This is a genomic window from Streptomyces sp. NPDC051738 (genome assembly GCF_044453205.1).
Taxonomy (GTDB): Bacteria; Actinomycetota; Actinomycetes; order Streptomycetales; family Streptomycetaceae; genus Streptomyces.
Genome location: NZ_JBITCM010000003.1, coordinates 191,109 through 214,032, shown reverse-complemented (window position 1 = coordinate 214,032; position 22,924 = coordinate 191,109). Strand labels below are relative to the sequence as shown.

General features: G+C 72.0%; 19 protein-coding genes. 8 read left to right on the top strand and 11 right to left on the bottom strand.

The features are described from left to right. Position 1: 1 nt before the first annotated feature. From ACIA8X_RS08800 to ACIA8X_RS08790, 3 genes are all read right to left on the bottom strand, one after another. Positions 2-1,234, bottom strand: a complete 1,233-nt coding sequence (locus ACIA8X_RS08800) for a serine hydrolase domain-containing protein (RefSeq protein WP_399458076.1) — start codon at positions 1,232-1,234, stop codon at positions 2-4. A gap of 66 nt (positions 1,235-1,300) precedes the next feature. Beyond that, positions 1,301-2,674, bottom strand: a complete 1,374-nt coding sequence (locus tag ACIA8X_RS08795; RefSeq protein WP_399458075.1) for an MFS transporter — start codon at positions 2,672-2,674, stop codon at positions 1,301-1,303. Beyond that, positions 2,671-3,273 carry a TetR/AcrR family transcriptional regulator gene (locus ACIA8X_RS08790; protein ID WP_393444754.1) on the bottom strand — a complete coding sequence of 201 codons (603 nt, stop codon included), beginning with the start codon at positions 3,271-3,273 and terminating at the stop codon, positions 2,671-2,673. The genes ACIA8X_RS08795 and ACIA8X_RS08790 overlap by 4 nt, the downstream gene beginning before the upstream one ends. Before the next feature lie 101 nt (positions 3,274-3,374). Between ACIA8X_RS08790 and ACIA8X_RS08785 the strand changes: the two genes are divergently transcribed. Both ACIA8X_RS08785 and ACIA8X_RS08780 read left to right on the top strand, forming a co-directional pair. Continuing rightward, positions 3,375-3,860, top strand: a complete 486-nt coding sequence (locus ACIA8X_RS08785; RefSeq protein WP_399458074.1) for a PPOX class F420-dependent oxidoreductase — start codon at positions 3,375-3,377, stop codon at positions 3,858-3,860. Between the two features lie 294 nt (positions 3,861-4,154). Beyond that, positions 4,155-4,565 (top strand): VOC family protein, encoded by a 411-nt coding sequence (locus ACIA8X_RS08780; RefSeq protein ID WP_399458073.1) that lies wholly within the window; start codon positions 4,155-4,157, stop codon positions 4,563-4,565. A 24-nt stretch (positions 4,566-4,589) separates the two neighbouring features. Here the strand turns inward: ACIA8X_RS08780 and ACIA8X_RS08775 are convergent, their stop codons facing one another. From ACIA8X_RS08775 to ACIA8X_RS08765, 3 genes are read right to left on the bottom strand one after another with little or no spacing between them, the layout of a single operon-like run. Then, on the bottom strand, positions 4,590-5,756 hold the full coding sequence (locus ACIA8X_RS08775; RefSeq protein ID WP_399458072.1) for a glycosyltransferase: 1,167 nt from the start codon (positions 5,754-5,756) through the stop codon (positions 4,590-4,592). Between the two features lie 55 nt (positions 5,757-5,811). Beyond that, positions 5,812-7,137, bottom strand: coding sequence for a nucleotide sugar dehydrogenase (locus ACIA8X_RS08770; RefSeq protein ID WP_393444743.1), 1,326 nt, complete (start codon positions 7,135-7,137; stop codon positions 5,812-5,814). A gap of 5 nt (positions 7,138-7,142) precedes the next feature. After that, on the bottom strand, positions 7,143-8,612 hold the full coding sequence (locus tag ACIA8X_RS08765) for a glycosyltransferase family 4 protein (RefSeq protein WP_399458071.1): 1,470 nt from the start codon (positions 8,610-8,612) through the stop codon (positions 7,143-7,145). A gap of 35 nt (positions 8,613-8,647) precedes the next feature. On the opposite strand from ACIA8X_RS08765, the gene wecB reads away from it, so the two are divergent. Genes wecB through ACIA8X_RS08745 form a run of 4 tightly spaced genes read left to right on the top strand, consistent with a single transcriptional unit; the run spans position 8,648 to position 14,394 of the window. Beyond that, positions 8,648-9,736 (top strand): non-hydrolyzing UDP-N-acetylglucosamine 2-epimerase, encoded by a 1,089-nt coding sequence (gene wecB / locus ACIA8X_RS08760; RefSeq protein ID WP_393444738.1) that lies wholly within the window; start codon positions 8,648-8,650, stop codon positions 9,734-9,736. Beyond that, positions 9,729-10,385 carry a class I SAM-dependent methyltransferase gene (locus tag ACIA8X_RS08755; RefSeq protein WP_399458070.1) on the top strand — a complete coding sequence of 219 codons (657 nt, stop codon included), beginning with the start codon at positions 9,729-9,731 and terminating at the stop codon, positions 10,383-10,385. The genes wecB and ACIA8X_RS08755 overlap by 8 nt, the downstream gene beginning before the upstream one ends. Continuing rightward, entirely contained in the window at positions 10,385-12,193 is a 1,809-nt protein-coding gene (locus ACIA8X_RS08750) for a hypothetical protein (protein WP_399458069.1), read from the top strand. The genes ACIA8X_RS08755 and ACIA8X_RS08750 overlap by 1 nt, the downstream gene beginning before the upstream one ends. Continuing rightward, positions 12,190-14,394: a glycosyltransferase gene (locus ACIA8X_RS08745; protein WP_399458068.1), complete on the top strand. Its 2,205-nt coding sequence runs from the start codon at positions 12,190-12,192 to the stop codon at positions 14,392-14,394. Before ACIA8X_RS08750 ends, ACIA8X_RS08745 begins: the two co-directional genes overlap by 4 nt. A gap of 150 nt (positions 14,395-14,544) precedes the next feature. On the opposite strand, the gene ACIA8X_RS08740 is transcribed toward ACIA8X_RS08745, so the two are convergent. Both ACIA8X_RS08740 and ACIA8X_RS08735 read right to left on the bottom strand, forming a co-directional pair. Continuing rightward, on the bottom strand, positions 14,545-15,885 hold the full coding sequence (locus tag ACIA8X_RS08740) for an MFS transporter (RefSeq protein ID WP_393444726.1): 1,341 nt from the start codon (positions 15,883-15,885) through the stop codon (positions 14,545-14,547). Positions 15,886-16,097: 212 nt separating this feature from the next. Then, on the bottom strand, positions 16,098-16,763 hold the full coding sequence (locus ACIA8X_RS08735) for a TetR/AcrR family transcriptional regulator (protein ID WP_399458067.1): 666 nt from the start codon (positions 16,761-16,763) through the stop codon (positions 16,098-16,100). A 171-nt stretch (positions 16,764-16,934) separates the two neighbouring features. Between ACIA8X_RS08735 and ACIA8X_RS08730 the strand changes: the two genes are divergently transcribed. Both ACIA8X_RS08730 and ACIA8X_RS08725 read left to right on the top strand, forming a co-directional pair. Further along, positions 16,935-17,831 (top strand): shikimate dehydrogenase, encoded by an 897-nt coding sequence (locus ACIA8X_RS08730; protein WP_393444721.1) that lies wholly within the window; start codon positions 16,935-16,937, stop codon positions 17,829-17,831. A gap of 97 nt (positions 17,832-17,928) precedes the next feature. Then, on the top strand, positions 17,929-19,755 hold the full coding sequence (locus tag ACIA8X_RS08725; protein ID WP_399458066.1) for a bifunctional sugar phosphate isomerase/epimerase/4-hydroxyphenylpyruvate dioxygenase family protein: 1,827 nt from the start codon (positions 17,929-17,931) through the stop codon (positions 19,753-19,755). A gap of 6 nt (positions 19,756-19,761) precedes the next feature. Here ACIA8X_RS08725 and ACIA8X_RS08720 read toward each other — a convergent pair whose 3' ends face one another. The 3 genes from ACIA8X_RS08720 to gnd all read right to left on the bottom strand — a co-directional run bounded on the left by ACIA8X_RS08720 (position 19,762) and on the right by gnd (position 22,911). Further along, on the bottom strand, positions 19,762-21,228 hold the full coding sequence (locus tag ACIA8X_RS08720; protein WP_399458065.1) for a membrane-associated oxidoreductase: 1,467 nt from the start codon (positions 21,226-21,228) through the stop codon (positions 19,762-19,764). Positions 21,229-21,441: 213 nt separating this feature from the next. Further along, the gene (locus tag ACIA8X_RS08715) at positions 21,442-22,029 is read right to left on the bottom strand and encodes a histidine phosphatase family protein (protein WP_399458064.1); all 588 of its coding nucleotides are present in this window, start codon (positions 22,027-22,029) and stop codon (positions 21,442-21,444) included. Positions 22,030-22,035: 6 nt separating this feature from the next. Beyond that, positions 22,036-22,911, bottom strand: coding sequence for a phosphogluconate dehydrogenase (NAD(+)-dependent, decarboxylating) (gene gnd, locus ACIA8X_RS08710; protein ID WP_399458195.1), 876 nt, complete (start codon positions 22,909-22,911; stop codon positions 22,036-22,038). Positions 22,912-22,924 lie beyond the last annotated feature (13 nt).

The window sequence follows — 22,924 nt, the reverse complement described above, 5'->3', positions numbered from 1 at the left end:
CTCAGTCGTCCGTGACGGCCTCGTGCACGAGCCGCTTCAGGTCCTGGAGCATGGTGTGCGAGGTCCTCGGCCGCACCTGCGTCATGAACTGCACCGTCAGGTCGCGGCCCGGGTCGACGAAGAACGTCGTGGTCGCCACCCCGCTCCAGCCGTACGTACCGAGGCCGGCCGGTGCCTTGGTACGGGTCGGGTCGATCACCACGGAGACGCCGAGGCCGAACCCGAGGCCGTCGTTGCCGGCCTCGTCATGGGCGGGACGGCTGCCGAAGGCGCGCAGGTCGGCGCCGCCCGGGAGCTGGTTGGACGTCATCAGGTCCACGGTCGCGGGGGCCAGCAGACGGGTGCCGTCGAGTTCGCCGCGGCGGCGCAGCAGCTCCATGAAGCGGTGGATGTCGTGCGCGGAGGCCGCCATGCCGCCGCTGCCGGACAGGAAGCGGGGCCGGCCACGCAACGGGAGACCGGGGATCGGCTCGATGCCGCCGCGCTCGGTCTCGCCGTACAACTCGGAGAGCCTGTCCGCCTGTTCGTCGCTCACACAGAACCCGGCGTCGGTCATCCCGAGCGGCCCGAAGATCCGCTCCGCGAAGAACGCGTCGAGCGGCTGCCCGGACACGACCTCGATGACCCGGCCCAGGACGTTGGTGGCGACCGAGTAGTTCCACTGCGTCCCCGGCTCGAACTGCAGCGGCAGGCTCGCGTACACGCCGACCGTCTCGGCCAGGTCGGAGCCCGGTACCACCGCGGCCTCCAGGTTGGCGTCGCGGTAGAGGGCGTCGACGGGATGCGTGTGGTAGAAGGCGAAGGTGAGTCCGGCGGTGTGGGTCATCAGGTGCCGGACGGTTATCGGCCCGTCGGCGGGGCGGGTCACGGCGTTGGCGCCGGATCCGCTCACGTACACCCGGGGCTCGGCGAAGGCGGGCAGATGGCGGCCGACCGGGTCGTCGAGCGACAGCTTGCCCTCCTCCACCAGCAGCAGCGCGGCGACCGAGGTGACCGGCTTGGTCATGGAGTAGATCCGCCACAGCGTGTCCGCTTCGACGGACAGCCCGGCCGCGATGTCCCGGTGGCCGTGCGCGGTGAGGTGGGCGACGCGTCCACCGCGGGCGACGGACACCAGGTAGCCGGGCAGCCGCCCCTCGTCGACGTAGTGGGCGAAGTACTGGTCGAGGCGGTCCAGCACCTTCGCGTCCAGTCCGACCTCACCCGGGTCGACCTCTTGTGTCAGCAGTGCCATCGCTCTCCTCCGAATACGTACGACGAGGGTGCGCTCCGGCATACCCCGCGGGAACGGCCTCTGACCTCATCGTCGCTCAGGAACGCCTGTACGGTCCTTCGATTGGCCATGATCGTCGATTGCGCGCGCCCGGCATCCCCCGTCGGCCCGTCCCGGCAGGGCCCGGCCCGCCACCGCACCGGCCAGGGCGAGCGCGGCGAGGACACCGAGCGGCAGCTCAGGGTCACCGCCCGCTCCCATGAGCGCGGTCGCGGCGGCCACGCCCAGCACCGGCCCGAGGTTCATCGCGGTCTGCTGCAGCCCGCCCGCCACCCCGGCCGATTCGACGGCGGCCTCCCGTACGACGACATGGGTTGCCGCCACCATCACCGTGCCGAACCCGGCTCCCACCAGGGCGAACCCAGCGCAGAGGGCGGGCACGGCCGAGGCGCGGGACAGGAAGAGGATCCCGAGCGCAAGGACCGCCATCGCCGCCGTGGTCGTATGCCGGGCGCCGAACCGGCGCAGCAGCACTGCGCACGAAGGTGCCGCGAGCACCATCAGGGCGGCCAGCGGCAGGCTGACCAGGGCGCTGCGGAACGGGTCCAGACCGAGCCTGCCCTGCAGGAGAAACGTGCCGACGAAGAGGCTCCCGGACAGCGCCGCCGAAGCGGCCACCAGCATGCCGAGCGCCGAGCCGACCGCCGGCGAGCCGATGACGTCGGGTGGCAGGAGGGGGCTCGCGCTCCGGCGCTCGTGCCGGACGAAGGCGGCGCCGGTGACTGTGGCGATAGTGGCGCTCGCGGCGGTCGAGACCCACCCCGACTGTGCGACGAGGGCGTGGACCAGGCAGGCCAGGGACACCGCGAGAAGGAGGGCGCCGGGCAGGTCCAGCCGGGCGGGAGAGGTTGCGCGAGGGGGTCGTACGGCGAGGGCCGGCCCGCCGAAGACGACGGCGGGGACGACGTTCAGCAGGAACACGGCCCGCCAGCCGGGCCCGTCCACCAGCACCCCGCCCACGACCGGCCCGGCGGCCGCCGCCACTCCGATCGCGGCCGTCCGTACGGCGATCGGCGTCCGCAGCCGGTCGGCCGGAAACGCGGCCCGCAGCATCCCGAGCGTGGCCGGCTGCAGCAGCGCCCCGAACACGCCCTGCACGACGCGCAGTCCGATGACCCAGCCGACCCCGGGCGCCAGGGCGATCCCCGCCGACGCGGCCCCGAACCCGAGCATGCCGATGCCGAAGACGCGATGGTGGCCGTACCGGTCACCGAGCCGCCCGGCGAACACCAACAGGCTTGCCACCGCGATGAGATAACCGGTGCTGGTCCACTGGACCTGGCCGAAGGAGGCGCCGAGGTCGCGTTGCAGGGTGGGCTGGGCGACGGTCAGGACGGTGCCGTCGAGCACGACGATCACGGCCCCGACGACGCTGGCAGCGAGGGTGAGCCGCGGGTTCACTCGGCCTCCGGCCCGAGGTGTGCGTCCAGGGCCGACCCCAGCAGTGGTACGAAGTCGTCGGTGTTCGTGGCGAGTTGGAGGCTGCCCCAGCCCCACAGCTGGGCGATGCCGTGCAGGTTGGCCCACAGCGCGCCCGCGACGAGTCGTGCGTCGGCGTCGGGGCGCACCTGACCGACCAGGTCCACCAGGCGGCCGAAGAGGGGAAGGCTGGTGTCGCGCAGGCCCAAGTGTCCGCTCTCCAACAGATCATGACGGAACATCAGCTCGTACATGCCGGGGTTGGCGAGAGCGAACTCCAGGTAGCCGCGACCGAGCGCGGTCAGCTGCGCCCGCGGGCCGGACGCCCCGCTGTCGCCGATGGCCACCGTGGCCCGATGGGCGAGTTCCTCGAAGCCGCGGCGCGCGATGGCCGAGAGCAGCTCCAGGTGGGTCGGGAAGTAGCGACGCGGGGCGCCGTGCGAGACGCCTGCCCGGCGGGCGATCTCCCGCAGGGTGAGCGCCTGGGCGTCCTCCCGGGCGACGAGATCCACGCCGACCTCGACGAGTCGGGCCCGCAACCCGGTATCGGATTCGTGATCGGGTTCCTGCACAGAAGGCATAGACACTGTCTACCATGATCGAGTAGACAGTGTCTATGGAGATATCCGGGAGGGAGGGCCGGGAGGGAATGTGCGGGCTGCTCACCAGGGTTGATCAAGGCATGACTCAGGACGCCACCGAGAACGCCCCCCAGCACGCCACCGAGGACCCCGCCCAGAAGGCACTGCTCGCCCTGCTCGCCGAGGGCCACGGCGGGGTGCTGGTCACCCTCAAGCGTGACGGACGGCCGCAGCTGTCGAACGTCAGCCACGCCTACTACCCCGACGAGCGCACCATCCGCGTCTCGATCACCGACGACCGTGCCAAGACCCGCAATCTGCGCCGGGACCCGAGGGCGTCGTACCACGTCACGAGCCCGGACCGGTGGGCCTACGTCGTGGCCGAGGGCACGGCCGACCTCACGCCGGTCGCGCAGGACCCGCACGACGCGACGGTCGACGAACTCGCCCGCCTCTATCGCGACGTCCTGGGCGAGCATCCCGACTGGGAGGACTTCCGGGCGGCGATGGTCCGGGACCGGCGGCTGGTGCTGCGGTTGCGGGTGGAGCGGGCGTACGGGATTCCGAAGGACGCCAACCAGGGCTGACTCTCCGTCACCTCCCTGACGCGAGGTCGCCGCGCCTACCACTCCGCGCGCACCGGCCGCCCCTGAAACCGGCCGGTACGCGCGAAGCTCCCCCTCCCTGGCTCCGTGCTGTTCTTTTCTGCACGTTCCGGCCGATGTTCATGCGCGAAACGTCACCTGTCAACGGGGCGTAGGGAGGTCGACAGGGCTTAGGGCGCAGGGACCAAGGCCGATGACCGATGGTCTCCGCCGGCGCCTGCTGCCTACGCTGCCGAGTGGATCAACGCCGCTCAGCAGGACACCTGGAGGGTCACCATGCCAGTCAACGGCCGCAGCCACATCCGTATCGCCCGCCCGTCCCGGGACCTCGGCGCGGCGGAGCGGTTCTGGGGCGAAGGGCTGGGACTCGGCGTCGTATGGCGCGCGACGGGCGGTCCGGAACCCGGTGAGCACGACCTGCTGATGCTGGGGTGGCCGGACGCCGACTGGCATCTGGAACTCGTCCACGAACCCGCCCGGCCCGTCGAGCCCCGGCCGACCGAGGAGGACCTCCTCGTCATCTACGTGGACGGACCTGTGCCGGAGGATCTGGTGGCCAGGCTCGAGGAGCACGGTGGCAAGCGGGTGCTGTCGCCCAACCCGTACTGGAACGGGTGGGGCGTCACGATCGAGGACCCGGACGGATACCGGCTGGTGCTGTGCAGGCGGGGCTGGTCCAACGTCTAGGGCCCGTCTGACAGGCCCTGGAGGTCAGGCCGTGCGGGCCGCGTCATCCTGGGACGATGACGGCGGGGCGCTGCCCGGTGCCGCGGATGCCTCCTTCACCCAGGACTCCAGGCACATCACGAACTCGGTCGCCCGGTCCGCCCAGTTGAGGTCGGAGAGCGCCGCCTCCCAGCCGCGTACGGCGGCTCGTCGGCGCAGCTGCCGGTCGGCGCGCAGATGCCGTACGGCCTGTGCCGCGGTGGCCGGATCCTCGTACGGGACGACGAGCCCGCAGCCGTAGCGCTCGATCAGGTCGGCGGCGAGGGGGGTGGGGGTGGTGACCACGGGGACGCCGTGGGCCATGTACTCCACCGCCTTGGTGGGGCGTGAATGGCGGTAGTTGGGCTGGTCCCGCAGGAGGGAGAGGCCGGCCAGGCTGCCGGAGAGCAGGGCGAGGGCGCGGTCGTTGGGCAGGTACCCGTGCCAGCGCAGCACGCCGTCGCGGTCGGCCTCGGTGAGCGCGCCCCGCACGTCCGGGTCCGCCGCGCCGATCACCTCGACCCGGAAGTCGGGTGCCAGCAGCCGTGCCGCCTCGATGAGTTCCGGCGCACCCCGCGCCTGCGACAGGTGTCCGAGGTACACCACGCGGTCGTCGCCGGGCGGCTCGGGCTGCTCGGGCGGCACCGTCGTCAGGTTGGCCACCACGGGGTGCGTGCGACGGAAACGCCGCTGGTAGGCGTCCTCGGCGAGCAGTAGCCGCAGCTGCCGTTCCGCCAGCCGTTCCGCCGCGCGCACGGCGAGCCGCAGCGGCGGCCGGAGCGGTCGGGGCAGCCAGCGCTTCATCGTCAGCGCCGCCGCCGTGTCCTCGTGCACGTCCCACACGGTGACGGGCACGCGTCCCGCGCGCCGCCATTGGCGCAGCGTGCCGGGCAGGGCGAGCAGCAGCTCCGGGTCGTGCAGCAGGACGACGTCCGCCTGGGGTCCCCGCTCGGCGAGCAGGGCGCGGGCCGCGCGCAGTGCCGCCCGGCGGTCCCGGCCGGCTGCCCGGGGCAGGTCCACGCCCTCGACGTACGGCCGTGGCGCCACCTCGCGGGCCGCGAACGGCGCCGCGTACACGATGCGGTGCCCGCGTTCCCGCAGCGCGGCGATCTCCCGGTGCAGGATCCGGGCGTCCTCGGGATGGTGGACGACGGTGACGACGAGTATCCGCATCAGTGCACGTACCTTTCGACTGCCCCGAGATCCATGGCCCGAACGACCGGGCCGGTCACAGCACTTCGACGTCCGGCCGGAAGATCCGCCCGCGGGTGTCGAACAGCAGCCGGGCCGTGTCGCCGAGCGCCGGCAGGTCGTAGGCCGAGTGGTCCTGGAGCAGGATCGTCAGGTCGTGCTCGCGCACCGCCGCCATGACGTCGCCGACGCGCGGGACACTCGCCCCGTCCACGGACCACAGGCGGACATGCGGGTCGTGGAAGGAGACCTCCGCCTCCCGCTCCCGCAGCAGCCGGGCCACCGGCACCGCCGGTGACTCCCGCTGGTCCGCCACGTCCGGCTTGTAGGTGACCCCGAGCAGCAGCACCCGGGAGCCGTGCAGCGGCCGGCCGGCGTGGTTGAGGAGGTCCTGGGCCCGGCGCACCACGTACTCGGGCATCCGCCGGTTGATCTCCTGCGCGAGTTCGACGAACCGGAACTCGTACCCGAGTGACGAACGCACCTTGTACGACAGGTAGTTGGGGTCGATGGGGATGCAGTGGCCGCCGACCCCGGGGCTCGGCCGGAACGCCTGGAAGCCGAAGGGCTTCGTGCCGGCGCAGCGGATCGCGTCCCACAGGTCGACGTGCAACTCATGGCTGATCACGGCCAGTTCGTTGACCAGGGCGATGTTCACATGCCGGTAGGTGTTCTCCAGCAGCTTGGCCATCTCGGCCTCGCGGGTGCCCTTCGCCTGGACGACGGTGTCGACGAGCTTGCCGTAGAAGGCGACCGCGCGCGCCGCGCAGGACGCGGTGCAGCCGCCGACCACCTTGGGCGTGGTGCGCAGCCCGTGCGCGGTGTTGCCGGGGTCGATGCGCTCGGGTGAGAAGGCCAGCGCGAAGTCCACGCCGGCGCGCAGCCCCGACTCCTCCAGGAGCGGCCGTACGACCTCCTCGGTGGTACCCGGGTAGGTGGTCGACTCCAGCACGACCAGCTGTCCCGGCCACAGCCGCCCCGCCACCGAGCGCACCGCCGCCTTGACCGCGCTGAGATCCGGGCCGCCGTCCTCGCTGAGCGGGGTCGGCACGCAGATCACCACGGTCTGCGCGCGGGCCAGACAGGCGTCGTCCGTGTACGCGGTGAATCCGGCCGCCCGCATCCGGCGGACGTCCTCGTCGGAGACGTCGTCGACATGGGAGTGCCCGGTGTTCAGCGCCTCCACGACCCGGGGATCGCGGTCGAGGCCCACGACTCTCAAGCCGATCGACGCGGCCTCGCGCGCGAGCGGCAGTCCGACGTATCCGAGCCCGATCACCGCGAGTTCCACGTGATCGGGCGGTTCCGCTTCCCCGAGCGGTTCGCTCTTTTCCCCGAGCGGTCCGGTCTGTTCGACCTGCATAAGACTCACCCCGCGTCAAGGCAGCCAAGGGTCCGGTACGCCTCACGGGTTGTGGCGGCGACCCGCTTCCAGGTGCGGTCACGCGCGACCATCGCGCGGGCGGCAGCTCCCCACTCATCCCGCCGCTTTTGACTGTAAATGAGCATTTCCAGTTCATCAGCCCAGGATTTTGTCGATTTGCATGGAATTAGCCGTCCGTTCACCTCCGGTACGACCAGTTCTCGCAGTGCGGCGACATCGCTCGCGGCCACCGGAATACCGCTCGCCATCGCCTCCACCGGCTTGAGGGGCGTCACCAACTGGCAGACCCGCTCGTCGGTGCGCGGCACCGCGAACACGTCCAACACGGCGTAGAAATCCCGGACTTGGGCGTGCGGCACCCGGCCGGTGAACAGAACGACCCCGTCGTTCAGGCCGAGCCCGGCGGCCAGCCGCTCCAGCGCCGGCCGCTCCGGTCCGTCGCCGACGATCAACAGCCGAAGCGGGACACCACGCCTGCGCAGCTCTTCACCCGCATGGAGCAGCGTTCCGATCCCCTCGTGCGGGGTGAGACTGCCGACCGTGCCGACGACGAACTCGTCCGGCGCGATCCCGAGCCGGGCGCGCACGGGCGCCCCGTCCGGCAGCGGGGCCAGGAACGCGTCGTCCACGGCGTTGGGCACGAGGAGAACGCGCTCCTCGGGCACACCGCGCCCCACGATCTCGGCCCGCATCGCCTCGCCCAGCGTCAGCACCAGATCGGCCTCGCGCATGCAGAACGTCTCCAGGGCGCGCCGTGCCCGGTACGTCTCGTCGTCCCGGCCGCGACCCGGCGCCTGCGTCAGCCAGGTCTCCTCCAGGAAACCCCGCACCTCGTAGACCACCGGCAGCCCGTACGTCTCCCGCAGGGCAAGCGCCACACGCCCGTTGCCGTGGTCCGTCGCCGCGTGCAGTACGGCGGGCCGCAACCGTTCCACCAGCCGGGCGGCCAGTTCGGCGTTGCGCGCCAGTGCCGCCGCCTGCCCGTACGGCAGCCGGGGCGGCAGCAGCCGGTGCTGCGGCACCCCGCCCACGCGCTGCGACGGACGGGCGTCCAGCACCCCCATCGTCACCGGGAAGCCGATCCGGGTCACGACATGCGGGTCCAGGCCCACCGCCACCTGCGCCTCGGCCAGCTTCTGCGTGCGCACGGTGTAGCCGGCGTGCCGGAACGGCAGCCCGTTGGTGACCAGATGGAGCACACGCCCCGGCACCGGACGGAACGGCCGACCGACGGGCGCGGGCACCGGCGAGGCGGACGGTGTCGCGACCGGCCCGGCGCCGCGCGCCCGCCCGGCAAGCCGCCGCTCCAGCGGCTCCGCCCCACGCCGGACCCGCCCCGGCAGCAGCCGCAGACCGAGCAGTGCGGCCCGCGCCGGATCCTGGCGCAGCTCGCCAAGTGCCACCGAGGCGGCCAGACTGAGGGCGCGGGGGATATTGCGGTACATACCTGACATAGGGCAAAGGTAGGCCGCGCAAGCAGGAGGCGCCGATGAATGGCTGCGTACTTCATGTGGTCGGCACCCGGCCGAACTTCGTCAAGGCCGCGCCGGTCGTCGCCGCCCTCGGCGTCGCGGGCTGCGACCAGGTGCTCGTGCACACCGGGCAGCACTACGACGAGCGGATGTCGGACGTCTTCTTCCGGCAGCTCGGCCTGCCCGAACCCGACACCGACCTGGGCGTCGGCTCCGGCACGCACGCCCGGCAGACCGCCGATCTGCTGGTGGCCCTGGAGGGCGAACTGACCGCTCGCGCACCCGCGCTGGTCACGGTGTACGGCGACGTGAACTCGACGCTGGCCGCAGCGCTGGTCGCCGCGAAACTGGGCGTCCCGGTGGCGCATGTGGAAGCCGGGCTGCGCAGCTTCGACATGGCGATGCCGGAGGAGGTCAACCGGCGTCTGGTCGACCAGTTGGCGGAGCTGTTGTTCGTCACTAGCCCCGAGGCCGTCGGGCACCTCGCCCGCGAGGGGATCGCCGCCGAGCGGGTGCACCTCGTCGGGAACCCGATGATCGACACCCTGCTCACCCAAATGGAGCACTTCGACCCGGCGACCGCCCGTGCCGCCCACCGCCTGCCCGAGCGCTACGGCGTCGTCACCCTGCACCGGCCCGCCAACGTCGACGACCCGGAGGCCGCCGAGGCCGCCGCGCGCGTGCTGGCCGAGGCCGCCCGCCATCTCGACCTGGTCGTCCCGCTGCATCCGCGCGGCCGGGCGGCGCTGCGGGCGGCGGGGCTCGCGGACGCGCCGGGTGTCCATCTGCTCGACCCGCTCGGCTACGTCGAGTTCATGAGCCTCGTGCGCGGAGCCGCCGCGGTGATCACCGACTCGGGCGGCGTCCAGGAGGAGACGACCGTCCTGGGCGTCCCGTGTCTGACCCTGCGCACCACGACCGAACGCCCGATCACGGTCACCCACGGCACCAACCGGCTGGTCACGCATGGGGAGTTGGTGCCCGCGCTGCGCAAGGTGCTGGACGGCGGGGGAGCGGCGCCGGGGGAGGGGCCACCGCTGTGGGACGGCCGGGCGGGTGGCCGCATCGCCCGTGTGATCACCGGGTGGCTGGAGCGCCATGGCTGACGAGACGCCGATCCAGGTCACCGAGCGGACGCCCGGGGAGTACTGGGACGCCCGCCACGCGGACCACGACGAGCTCGCTTCCGGCGGGAATACAGACCTCGACCGTCCGGGCAACGAGCTCTTCTACGCCCAGCGGCTCGGCTCGCTGCTCTCCCTCGTCGGCGACCTGTCCAGCCCCACCGCCCCGCTGTTCGCGCTCGACGCCGGCTGCGGCAAGGGGTACTTCGCCCGTGCCCTGGCCCGCTGCGGCCACCGCGTCGACGCCTTCGACATCAGCCCGTACGCGATCGACCACGCCGGCGCCGAGGGCGGCGGCCCGCGCTACGCCGTCGCCGCGCTCGACGAGTGGCGCAGTCCGTGGCCGTACGACATCGTTGTCTGCGTGGACGTCCTGTTCCACGTGCCCGACGACGAGGAGTGGGCGGCCGGGCTGCGTAACCTCGCCTCCCTGGTCCGCGTCGCCGGACGGTTGATCGTCACCGACGAGGACACCGCCCACCGTACGACCCGCGGCGCCCGCATCGCGCACCGCCCGACCGCCGCCTACCGCGCCGAACTAGAGCCGCTCGGCCTGCGGCACACCCTCTTCAGGCCGTACGGCTTCCGGGAGAACCGGGTCGGCTTCCACGTCTTCGCGAGGACCCGCTGATGCGACTGACCGATCTGCTCCATCCGCATCTCGACGCCGTCACGACGGTGGTGGACGCGACCGGCGCCGGCCTGCGCCTGGAGCCCTATCTGCACCTGCCGCCAGGTGTCGCCCTGCGTGCCGACGACGAACGGCCCATCGCAGGCGGGGAGTTGGCCCTCCTGTCCTACGGCCCGGACACCGACCTGCACGGCACCGAAGACGCCTGCCGTGCCGTACTGGCGCGGATGCGGCCCGGCGCACGCGGGCTGATCGTGTTCGGTCACCGCGGATCCGAACTCCCCTACCACCGGCTCCTCGACGACCTGGTGGCCCACCGCTGCCAGGTCCTGCGCGCGGCCCCCCTCGACTACGTCCATCTGCACTCCGGCGCGGTCATCGCCCGCACCGACGAACTCCTGCCACCGCACGACTTCTTCGGTCGCCCGGTCCCCTCCGACGGCTACGCCACCGCGCTGCGGATCGCCGACGAGTACGTCTTCGCCGACCTCGCGTCCCGGTCCCTGCGCGCCCGTACGCTCGATCTGGAGCGGGCCGTCGAGGAGGCGGAACGCATCCGGGGCGCCGCCGGGCAGGACGGGATCGCCGACCGACTCGCCGCCGCCGTACGGGAGAAGGACCAGCTCGCCGCCGCCCTGCGTGCCGCCCGGGACCGGGTCGACGTGCTGCAGGCGCGGGTGCGCATGCTGGAGGGGTCGACCTCGCTGCAGGTGGGGAAGGCGCTGGTGACGGCCGCGCGCTCGCCGAAGCGGGGCGCGGCACGGCTGCCGGGGGAGCTGTACGGACTGTGGCGTGGTCGGCGCGGCTCCGCCGGGCGGGCGCCCGACAGCGCGCCGAAGCCGCAGACCGAGCCGGACGCGCCCGTCGACGAACGGTTCCACCTCGCTCATCGCGCGCTGACCGCGGCGCCCCGCGACCGTCTAGTCGTCGCCGGTGTGCTCACCGCCGCCACCGCCGAGGACTTCGCGGCCGACGTTGTGGTCAACCGGCTGCTGCCGCACGACGGTCGGCTGCTCCTGCGGCGCACCGACCCCGATGCGCTCGTCGTCCAGCTGAGCGCCTGCACGGGCGACGGCCCCTGGTGGCTCACCGGTACCGGCCTCGCCCCCGATCTGGACCGTACTCTCTCTGAACTCCTCGCCGAAGCAAGGGCATTGGGCCGGTCGGCGGTGCTGTGGCGGGACGGCCCGGCCTCCGCCGCGCCCGGCCTCGCCCGGCTCGCCTGGGACGCCGTCGTCGACGCCGACACCGGCGTACGGCTCGCCCGGCTCCACCCGGCCGCCGAGGGCCGGGAACGGCTGCGCGAGGTGTTCCGGGAGGACAGCACCCGCGTACGGCTGTCGCGGCTCGCGCGGCTGACCGGCGCCCCGGATCCGCTGGACGAGCGGCGCGTCGCCGTGCTGGCCGCGCCCCGGGACCGTACCGACGTCGCCCGGCTGGTCGGCCAGGTGCTCGGCCAGCTGCACCGCCCGGTCGAGGTCGTCGTACCCGATCCTGCGGGGCTCGACGAACTCAGCGCCGCCGGGGTGACCGTACGCCGGGGGCAGCCCCTGGCGCCCTGGATCGCGGACTGGACCGACCTCACCGAGGACCGGCCGGACACGCTGCTGCTCGATCTGATGTGCGCCCAGGAGCACTCCGGCGCCGACGCGGTGGGCCACACGCCGACCGCCGACGACTACGTCTTCGTACCGTCGCTGCGTCCGCTGCTGGTGCGCCGGTCGCTGCACATGTCCGGTACGGAACCCGGCAGTTGGGCGGGGCAAGGGCATCGTCTGTTCGCCGTGCGCGGGAAGGAGCCGTCATGAGCCGCAAACTGCGGGCGCTGGTCTACGGCGACGTCGACCTCAACCTCATCGACGGCTCCGCCGTGTGGGCGCAGTCGACGGTGCAGGCGCTCTCCCGGGCGGGCTGCGAGGTCCGGCTCGTCCTCAAGTCCCCTGTCCGCACAGGCCGGTTGACCGATCCGCTGGCCGAGCTGCCCGGGGTCACCCTGGTGCGCCCGCACGAGGAGCGGCTGCTGCCGGGGCTCGCCGACCGGCCCATGTCCCCGGTGCAGGCCTCGCAGGTGCTGACCCGGCTCGACGAGGAGGACCCCTGCGATCTGCTGGTGCTGCGCGGCCGGCGGCTGGTCACCCGGATCGTGTCCGACGGCGTGTTCGACGGCAGGATCTGGGCCTACCTCACCGACATTCCGCAGTCCGCCCCCGAGATGACCGAGGCGGCCCGCGCTGACCTGGTCCGGATCGCCGAAGCCTCGCACCGGCTGCTGTGCCAGACCGAGGAGTTGCGCTGCTTCCTGGAGACCTGGGTGCCCGAGGCCTGCGGCAAGTGCGTGCTCAGCCCGCCCGCCGTACCCGAGCCGGACTTCCCACTGCCGGACCGGGACGGCGCCGGCCGGCCGCACGATCCGCTACGGCTCGTCTACACCGGCAAGTTCGCACCCCGCTGGAACACCCTGCCCATGACCCGGCTGCCCGAGCTGCTCGCCGGGCGAGGTGTCCCCGCCGAACTGCACACCGTCGGCGACAAGATCCACGACGATCCGGGCCACCCCCACTTCCAGGCCGACATGGCGCGGGCACTGGCCGCCACTCCCGGCGTCCAGCACCACGGCGGACAGCCCCGCGAGGAGGCCATGCGCATCGCCGCGGGCTGCGACGTGGGGCTGGGCTGGCGGGATCCGGTGCTCGACTCCAGCCTCGAACTGTCCACCAAGGTCCTGGAGTTCGGGGCCCTGGGCCTGCCCGTGGTGCTCAACCGCACTCCGGCACACGAGGCGTTGCTCGGCATCGACTATCCGCTGTTCGTGCCCGGACGTGCCGGACTCGACGACGCCGCGGACACCGTCGCACGCGCCGTGCGCGAGCCGGAGGCCAGACGTCTTGCGGCGGACCGCTGCCGCGAGGCCGCCCGGCACCACACCCTGGACGGAGCGGCCGACCGCTGGCGCGCCCACCTCGACCGGGCATTCCCCTCCGCGCCCGGAGAGGTGACGACCCGTCAACGCCCCCTGCGCGTGGGCGTCGCCGGGCACGACCTGAAGTTCCTCACCCGGCTGCTCGACCACTTCCGCGCGCTGCCCGGTCTCGACGTACGGGTCGACGCCTGGCCCGCGCTGTCCCGCCACGACCCGGACGCCAGCCGGGAACTCGCCGACTGGGCCGACGTGGTGGTCGTCGAGTGGTGCGGCCCGGCCGCCGTCTGGTACAGCCGTCACAAGCGGCGCGGCAGCCGGCTGATCGTCCGGCTGCACCGCTTCGAACTGGGCGCCCCCTGGCCCGGCCAGGTCGACATCGACGCCGTCGACCGGGTGGTGTGCGTCAGCCCGTACTACGCCCGCCGCACCCGCGAGCACACCGGCTGGCCCGAGTCCAAGGTCGTGGTCGTCCCCAACTGGGTCGACACCGACCAGCTCGACCGCCCGAAGGCACCCGGCGCCCACCACCGCCTCGGCATGATCGGCATCGCGCCCAGCCGCAAGCGCCTCGACCTCGGCCTCGACGTGCTGGAGGCGCTGCGCGCCCACGACCGGCGGTGGCATCTGTCGGTCAAGTCGAAGCCGCCGTGGGAGTACTGGTGGATCTGGAACAAGCCCGAGGAACGTGCGCACTACGAGGCCGTGCTGCGCCGTATGCAGACCTCGCCGCTGCTCGAAGGGGCCGTCTTCTTCGACACGTTCGGGCCGGACGTGGCGGGCTGGCTGCGGCGGGTCGGACACGTGCTGTCCACCAGCGACGACGAGAGCTTCCACCTCGCGCCCGCCGAGGGGATGGCCTCGGGTGCGGTGCCTTCGCTGCTGCCGTGGCCCGGTGCCGACGAGATCTACGACCGGCGCTGGATCCACGACGACCCCGAGGCGATGGCGGAGGCGATCGCCGTCCTTGAGGAGGACGACTGGCGCTCCGCGGGTGAGCTGGCCCGCACACAGGTCAGGGAGGGGTTCTCGCTGGATCGGGTGGCTGAGACCTGGACGGAGTTGTTGTGCGCGCCGTTGGGAGGGCAGTGACTCTTGTGCGGGCCGGTGGGGGCTGATCGCGCCCACGCGGCGGAGCCGCACAGTGATATCGCCCCGCGCCCCTGAAGGGGCGCGCCACCGCCGCCGGCTGTTCAGTGCCCGGTCCCCGGGGCCCTCATGGCGTCCGGGGACCGGTGTTGGTCAGGCCGCGACCTTTGCCGGTTGCGGGGACTGCCCTGCTGTCCGTTCACCCAGCCGCTCCGTCGGGACCTGCGCCGTCTCGCGGGCCGACAGCGCGGCCACGATCGCCGGCACGCACAGGGCCGCCGTGAACAGGGCCACCGCGGACCAGTTGTCGCCGTCCGGGCCGGCGATCTGCGCGGCGAAGGTGACCGCGAAACCGGCGACCGCGAAGCCGATCTGGGTACCGATCGCCATGCCGGACAGCCGGACCCGGGTGGAGAACATCTCGCCGTAGAAGGAGGGCCACACGCCGTTCGCGGCGCTGTAGACCACACCGAAGGTGACGATGCCCAGCAGCAGGGTCAGCGGGTAGGAGCCGGTCGAGATCGACCACAGGTACAGGAACATCATCACCGCGCTGCCGGCCGCGCCGATCAGGAACACCGGGCGGCGGCCGATGCGGTCCGACAGCGTGGCCCACAGCGGGATCGCGCCGAGCGCGACCAGGTTGGCGAGGGCGCCCACCCACAGCATGGAGGACTTGCTCATCCCGACCGAGTCGCTGGTGGCGTACGACAGCGCCCACACCGTGAAGATCGTGCTGACCGAGGCGACCAGCGCACCGCCGATCACCCGCAGGACATCCGCCCAGTGCTCCCGCATCAGCACCACCAGCGGCAGCTTGACGACGCCCTCGGTGGCGGCCTGCTGCTCGAAGGCCGGCGTCTCCTCCAGCTTGCGGCGGATGACGTAGCCGGCGACGGCGACCGCGATGCTCATCCAGAACGGAACCCGCCAGCCCCACGACAGCAGCTGCTCCTCCGGGAGCGCGGCGACCGGGATGAAGACCAGGGTGGCCAGCAGCTGCCCGCCCTGGGTGCCGCTCAGCGTGAAGCTGGTGAAGAAGCCGCGCCGGTGCGGTGGCGCGTGTTCCAAGGTCATCGAGTTGGCGCTGGCCTGCTCACCCGCCGCCGAGATGCCCTGGAGCACCCGGCACAGCACCAGCAGCACGGGCGCGAGGGTGCCGACCTGGTCGCGGGTCGGCAGACAGCCGATGAGGAACGTGGACACGCCCATCAGGATCAGCGTGAAGACCATGATCTTCTTACGGCCCAGCCGGTCGCCGAAGTGACCGAGGAACAGCGCTCCGACCGGTCGCGCGGCGTAGGCCACGCCGAACGTGGCCAGCGACAGCAGGGTGGCGGTCGCCGGGTCGGACTCGTCGAAGAAGACCTCGGGGAAGATCAGCGCGGCCGCGCTGCCGTAGATGAAGAAGTCGTAGTACTCCAGGGCGCTGCCGATCCAGGCAGCCGTGGCCGCTTTCTTCGGCTGGCCGGCGGGAGTGTCGGGGACGGACACAGGGGTGCTCCTTCGAGGGAACTCCACCATACGGGGAGTGCGTGGCGAGAAAGAGGCGCCGGATCCCTGGGGTGACGGGTCGGCCGCGCCGGGTGCTACCCGGCTAATTAACCCACTGGATAGTTAGTAGCGGATGGCTACGGATGTTGCGCCGACGTTTCCCGGGTGTCAAGAGGTCATGCCGAAGGATCTTGTTTCAGTGGGCGCCCGGATCAGTCCTCGGCCCGCGCCGCCGTCAGATACGCGATCACCATGTCGCCGAGCATCGCCCTGTAGTGCTCGCGCCGGGACGGATCCACCAGGTCACGGCCGAACAGGGCGCCGAAGGTGTGCCGGTTGGAGACCCGGAAGAAGCAGTAGGAGCTGATCATCGCGTGCAGGTCGACGGCGTCGACGTCGGCCGTGAACAGGCCCGACTGCCGCCCGGACTCCAGGATCCGGCGGATCACGTCCAGGGCCGGCGAGCCCATCTTGCCGAGCTTCTCGGAGGCGGCGATGTGCTCGGCCCCGTGGATGTTCTCGATGCTGACGAGGCGGATGAAGTCCGGGTGCTGCTCGTGGTGGTCGAAGGTCAGCTCGGCGAGGCGGCGGATGGCCGCGACCGGATCCAGGTGCTCGACGTCGAGCTGCTGCTCGGTCTCGCGGATCACGCCGTACGCCCGCTCCAGCACGGCCGTGAACAACTGCTCCTTGCCGCCGAAGTAGTAGTAGATCATCCGCTTCGTGGTGCGGGTGCGGGCGGCGATCTCGTCGACGCGGGCGCCGTCGTAGCCGGCCCGGGCGAACTCCTGCGTCGCGACGTCGAGGATCTCGGCCTGGGTGCGGGCGGCGTCACGGATCCGCCCGTTCGTTCGTGCCGGCTCTTCGACGCTGGTCATCGGGGTTCCTTCGGCGAGTGCGGGCGCGCCCCGGTGGCCCACCCGCGTGCCGGTGATTGTAGAAGCCCGCTCGCCTCGTGTGTCGGGTCAGGTCTTCCCAAGCTCCGGTGCCGCCTGCTATGACTAACTCACCAGTTCGTACATTAGTGAGCCGCTCAGGAGGTCCCCCCGGTGGCCAAGGACGCCAAGGACTCGTATCTCGTCGGGCTGATCGGTTCCGGCATCGGCCCCTCGCTCAGCCCCGCGCTGCACGAGCGGGAGGCCGACCGGCAGGGCCTGCGCTATCTGTACCGGCTCATCGACATCGACACGCTCGGCGTCCCGCCCGAGGCGGTGGGCGACCTGGTGCGGGCCGCGCGTGACCTGGGCTTCGACGGGCTCAACATCACGCACCCGTGCAAGCAGCTCGTCATCGAGCACCTGGACGCGCTCGCCCCGCAGGCGGAGGCGCTGGGCGCGGTCAACACCGTCGTCTTCGAGGACGGCCGGGCCGTCGGCCACAACACGGACGTCACCGGGTTCGCCGCCTCCTTCGCGCGCGGGCTGCCCGACGTACCGCTGGAGCGGGTCGTGCAGCTGGGTGCCGGGGGTGCGGGGGCGGCCGTCGCGCACGCGATGCTGACGCTCGGCGCCGAGCGGGTCACCGTGGTGGACGCGCTGGCCGACCGGGCCGCGGGGCTCGCCGTTGCGCTGAACCGGCACTTCGGCCCTGGCCGGGCGGTCGGTGCCGTTCCGGATGCGGTGCCCGCGCTGCTGAGCCGTGCCGACGGTCTCGTGCACGCCACGCCTACCGGTATGGCCGCCCATCCCGGCCTGCCTCTTCCGGCGGAGCTGCTGCACCCTGGCCTGTGGGTGGCGGAGGTTGTCTACCGTCCGCTGGAGACCGAGCTGTTGCGCACCGCGCGTGCGGTTGGCTGCGCCGCTTTGGATGGGGGTGGGATGGCTGTGTTCCAGGCTGCGGATGCTTTTCGGCTGTTCACCGGGCGTGAGCCGGACAGTGTGCGCATGTTGGCGGACATTGCGGACTTGGCCGGGGTTGTCGAGAGCATCGAGAGCTCGGCGGGCTAGGTCGTGTGATCACTGCGGGCCGTGTGTGGCTGGTCGCGCAGTTCCCCGTGCCCCTTACGGGGCGCTGTAGCACCCGGCAGCTTGAAGGAGCGCGTCCATGCGTACGTCCATTGCCACTGTTTCTTTGAGTGGATCCCTCACCGAGAAGCTCACGGCCGCCTCCCGGGCCGGTTTCGACGGTGTGGAGATCTTCGAGAACGACCTGCTGGCCAGCCCTCTCACCCCCGAGGAGATCCGCCACCGCTGCGCCGACCTCGGTCTCACCATCGACCTCTACCAGCCGATGCGGGACATCGAGGCCGTGCCCGCCGAGGAGTTCGGTCGGAATCTGCGGCGGGCGCGGCACAAGTTCGAGCTGATGCGGCGGCTCGGGGCCGACACCGTCCTCGTCTGCTCCAGCGTCCATCCGCTCGCCGTGGACGACGACGCGCTCGCCGCGTATCACCTGCGTCAACTCGCCGACCTGGCCCAGGACTTCGGCATCCGCGTCGCCTACGAGGCGCTCGCCTGGGGCCGGCACGTCAGTACGTACGACCACGCCTGGCGCATCGTCGAGGCCGCCGACCACCCGGCGCTCGGCACCTGTCTGGACAGCTTCCACATCCTCTCCCGGGGCTCCGACCCCAAGGGCATCGAGGACATCCCCGGCGAGAAGATCTTCTTCCTCCAGCTCGCCGACGCCCCGCTGCTCGCGATGGACGTCCTGCAGTGGAGCCGCCACTACCGCTGCTTCCCGGGGCAGGGGGGATTCGATGTGGCGGATCTTGTCCGTCGTGTCCTGCACACCGGCTACGACGGTCCGCTCTCCCTCGAAGTCTTCAACGACGTCTTCCGCCAGGCCGAGGCCGGCCCGACCGCCGTGGACGCCCACCGCTCCCTGCTGGTCCTCCAGGAGGCGGTCGGTGTGGCGGCACCGCCCGCCCCGGTCGTCCCCACCGGCGTCGCCTTCGCCGAACTGGTCACGCCCGACGCCGAGCCGGTCTCGGCGTTGCTCGGCGCCCTGGGCTTCACCCGCACCGCACGGCACCGCAGCAAACCGGTCGACCTCTGGCAACAGGGCGAGGCCCGCGTCCTGGTCAACACCGCGGGCGCCGCACGCCGCGACGGCACCGGACTCGCCGCGATCGGCCTGGAGTCACCGGACCCGGCATCGGCGGCCCGCCGTGCCGAGGCCCTCCTGGCACCCGTGCTGCCGCGCCGCCGAGCCCTGGAGGACGCGGCGCTGGACGCGGTGGCGGCACCTGACGGCACGGAACTGTTCTTCTGCGCGTCCCCCGGGCCCTCGGATTCGCCCGAGCAGGGAGGCGCCCCCGTCCGGCCCGAACCGCCCGACTGGCGCGCCGACTTCGCGGACGTCGGACACGAGGCCGGCACCCCTGGGGTGACCCGGATCGATCACCTCGCCCTCGTCCAGCCCTGGCACCACTTCGACGAGGCGACCCTCTTCCACCGCAGCGTCCTCGGCCTGCACGCCCAGGAGAGCGTCGACGTCGCCGACCCGTACGGCCTGATGCGCAGCCGCGCCGTCACCAACGCCGACGGCAGCGTGCGGATCGCCCTGAGCGTCGGCGCGGCGCCCACGGACGACACCGTGCACGCCCAGCACATCGCGCTGGCCACGGACGACGTGGTCGCGGCGGCCCGTCGCTTCCGGGCGGCGGGCGGACGTCTGCTGCCGATCGCGGCCAACTACTACGACGACCTGGCGGCCCGGTACGAGTTCGCTGACGGCGAGCTGGACACGTACCGCGAACTCGGCATCCTCTACGACCGTGACGCACACGGGGAGTTCCGGCACTGCTACACCGTGACGGTCGGCCGCGTCTTCTTCGAGCTGGTGCAGCGGGACGGCTACCGGGGGTACGGCGCCCAGAACGCGCCCGTCCGGCTGGCCGCCCAGCACGCCGGGCGGCCGGTCCGGTGAACGGTCCTACTGGCGGCTGACGGTCCTGGTCACACCGGCGACGACCGTCGTCGCCAGGATCCAGCCGGTGAGGACGAGGACATACGCCAGGGCCTGCTGCCCGCCCTCCGGGGCGAACGCCGGTTCCTGGCCGAAGGAGATCACCGGCAGCAGCAGGTCGAGCGTGTAGAACACCGCGTTGAAGTCCGGTGCCTCGTCCGCCTTCAGCGGCGGGGGTGCGTGCAGCGCGAAGGTGACCGAGCCGACGGCGAGCAGGGACAGCAGCCAGCCCAGGGCGCGCATCGGCCGGAAGCCGTAGCCGACGGTGGCGTCCTGGACGTGGCCCCACAGCCGGCCGTACCAGGCGAGCGTCGTGCGATGGTGGCGCTGCTTGGCGAGCTGGACCAGGCGAGCGGCGTGGTCGTCGCCGGTACGGCGGTACGACGCCGTCAACTGCTCGTATCCGTGCGGGTCGAAGGTGTCCTCGTCCCGCTCCAGCATGGGCAGCCGAAGCTCGGGCGACACATGCGGGGTCAGGGACGTGTAGGTGAGGTCGAGGAGGCGGACCTGGTCCGGGAGCATCTCCGGATCCAGGTTGAGGTGCTCTATCTGCGAGCGGCGCAGGTTGAGCCTGCCCTCCATCGGGGTGCCCCCGCGCAGCCACACCTCGCCGATGACGCAGCTGCTCGCCCGCATCGCGGTGCCGCCGGGATTGGACAGCCTGCTGTACAGCAGGTCGAGTCGACCGGGAATGCGGGCGCCGCGCAGGTCGATGCGGCCTTGCGCGCTCAGGCGTCTGCCCAGGACGTTGGCGCCGACTTCGAGGGCCTCGGCGTTCAGGACGAAGTCGCCGTCGTGACGGAGCTCGGCGTTCTCCAGCCGGAGCGAGCCGCTGACCGTGGCGCCGTTGAGGCGGATCTCGCCGTGCGTGCGCAGCCGGGACGCGCACAGGTCCTCGCCGACGGTCACCTGGTGGAGCTGGAGGACCGGCCGCTCGTCTCCCTCCGGCGCGGTGATCTCGGCACTTTCCAGGTACAGAGCCCCGGCCACCTGCGCCCCGCCGAGCCGTACCGGCCCCTCGAACCGGCACCCCGTCAGCCGCAGCCCGCCGTCCACCCGAACTCGCGCGGCCGCCAGTCCGGGCAGCCGGGACCCGGTCAAATTGAGGTACTTCAGCTGGGCGCCGGAGAAGTCCGGGACGTCGTCGAAGTGGCAGTGACTGAGGCGGGCGACGCTCTCGATCGTCGCGTAGCGCAGGTCCAGTACGCCGGTGATCCGCGCACCCGCCACCTTGAGGGCGGCCACCTCCCCGCTCACCGCGGGGCCGTCGAGCAGCAGGGCCTTCAACACGGCGGCACGGACGGTCCGTTGTTCTCCCCAGTCGGAGCCGTGGGCCGCGCTCTCGTCCTCTGTCGCGCGGAAGTCCACGGCCTCACCCTTGGGGAAGGCCTCCCACACCATTCGCTCGGCCGGCGTCAGCTCGTTGATCTCCATCAGCCGGGACTCTGACGCCGGCCGCCCAACCTGTCAACTCGCCGCCGTGCAGGTCAGGAAGGACCGCTCGGCGGCGCCATCTCGTCATCCAGGCCTTGGAACGCGTTCTGCGCAGCGAGTCACGGAGGCCCCGGGCCACTACGTCAACGCCCTCGCCCCGCCAGGGGTGTTGAGTGAGTTCGGAGACGTGCTGTGGCCCGGGCCCTCGTCTGCCTACGGCCTCGTGTTCCACTCCGCCACGACCGGACGGCCGTGCTCGACGGACAGTCGGCTCACCGTCGCGGTCGCCAGCTGGAACAACCGGCCGTCCGCCGGGGCCAGGCCCAGCCGACGTGCCGTGAGAACCCGTAGGAAGTGGGCGTGGGCCACGAGGATCACGTCGCCGTCGGGAAGGGCGGCGGCCACGCGGGCCAGCACACGGTCGGCGCGCGCGCCCACTTCCGCGGGCGACTCGCCCGGGTGCCCGTCCGGGCCCGGTGGCACCCCGTCGGTCCACAGGTACCAGTCGGGGCGGGTGCGGTGGATGTCGACGGTGGTGACGCCCTCGTAGCCGCCGTAGTCCCACTCGTGCAGGTCGGGGTCCGGTACGGCACCCGTCACGCCCGCGAGTTCGGCGGTGCGGAGTGCGCGGTCGAGCGGGCTGGTGAGCGCCAGGGCGAAGGTCCGGCCGGACAGGAGCGGGGCCAGGGACTTGGCCTGCTCCTCGCCCTCCGGGGTGAGGGGCAGGTCGGTCCAGCTGGTGTGCTGTCCCGACCTGCTCCACTCCGTCTCACCGTGGCGGACCAGGAGAAGATCCCCCACGGCCCGCTACTTCGACTCGACGGCGTGGCCGCCGAACTGGTTGCGCAGCGCCGCGATCATCTTCATCTGCGGCGAGTCGTCCTGGCGGGAGGCGAAGCGGGCGAACAGCGACGCCGTGATCGCGGGCAGCGGCACCGCGTTGTCGATGGCCGCCTCGACGGTCCACCTGCCCTCGCCGGAGTCCTGCGCGAAGCCCTTCAGCTTCTGCAGGTGCTCGTCCTCGTCCAGGGCGTTCACCGCGAGGTCCAGCAGCCAGGACCGGATGACGGTGCCCTCCTGCCAGGAGCGGAACACCTCGCGGACGTCGGTCACGGAGTTGACTTTCTCCAGCAGCTCCCAGCCCTCGGCGTAGGCCTGCATCATGGCGTACTCGATGCCGTTGTGGACCATCTTCGAGAAGTGCCCGGCACCGACCCGGCCGGCGTGGACGTAGCCGTAGGGGCCCTCCGGCTTGAGCGCCTCGAAGATCGGCTGGAGTCGCTGTACGTGCTCCTTGTCGCCGCCGACCATCAGCGCGTAGCCGTTCTGCAGGCCCCACACGCCGCCGGAGACGCCCGCGTCGACGAAGCCGATGCCCTTGATGCCGAGTTGGGCGGCGTGCTTCTCGTCGTCCGTCCAGCGGGAGTTGCCGCCGTCGACCACCGTGTCGCCCTCGGACAGCAGGTCCCCCAGCTCGTCGATGACGCCCTGGGTGGCGGTGCCGGCCGGGACCATCACCCAGATCGTGCGCGGCGCGTCGAGCCGCTGGACCAGCTCTTCGAGGCTCTTGACGTCGGAGACCTCGGGATTGCGGTCGTAGCCGATGACGGTGTGGCCTGCGCGGCGGATCCGCTCGCGCATGTTGCCGCCCATCTTGCCGAGGCCGATGAGGCCCAACTGCATTGTTGCCATGATC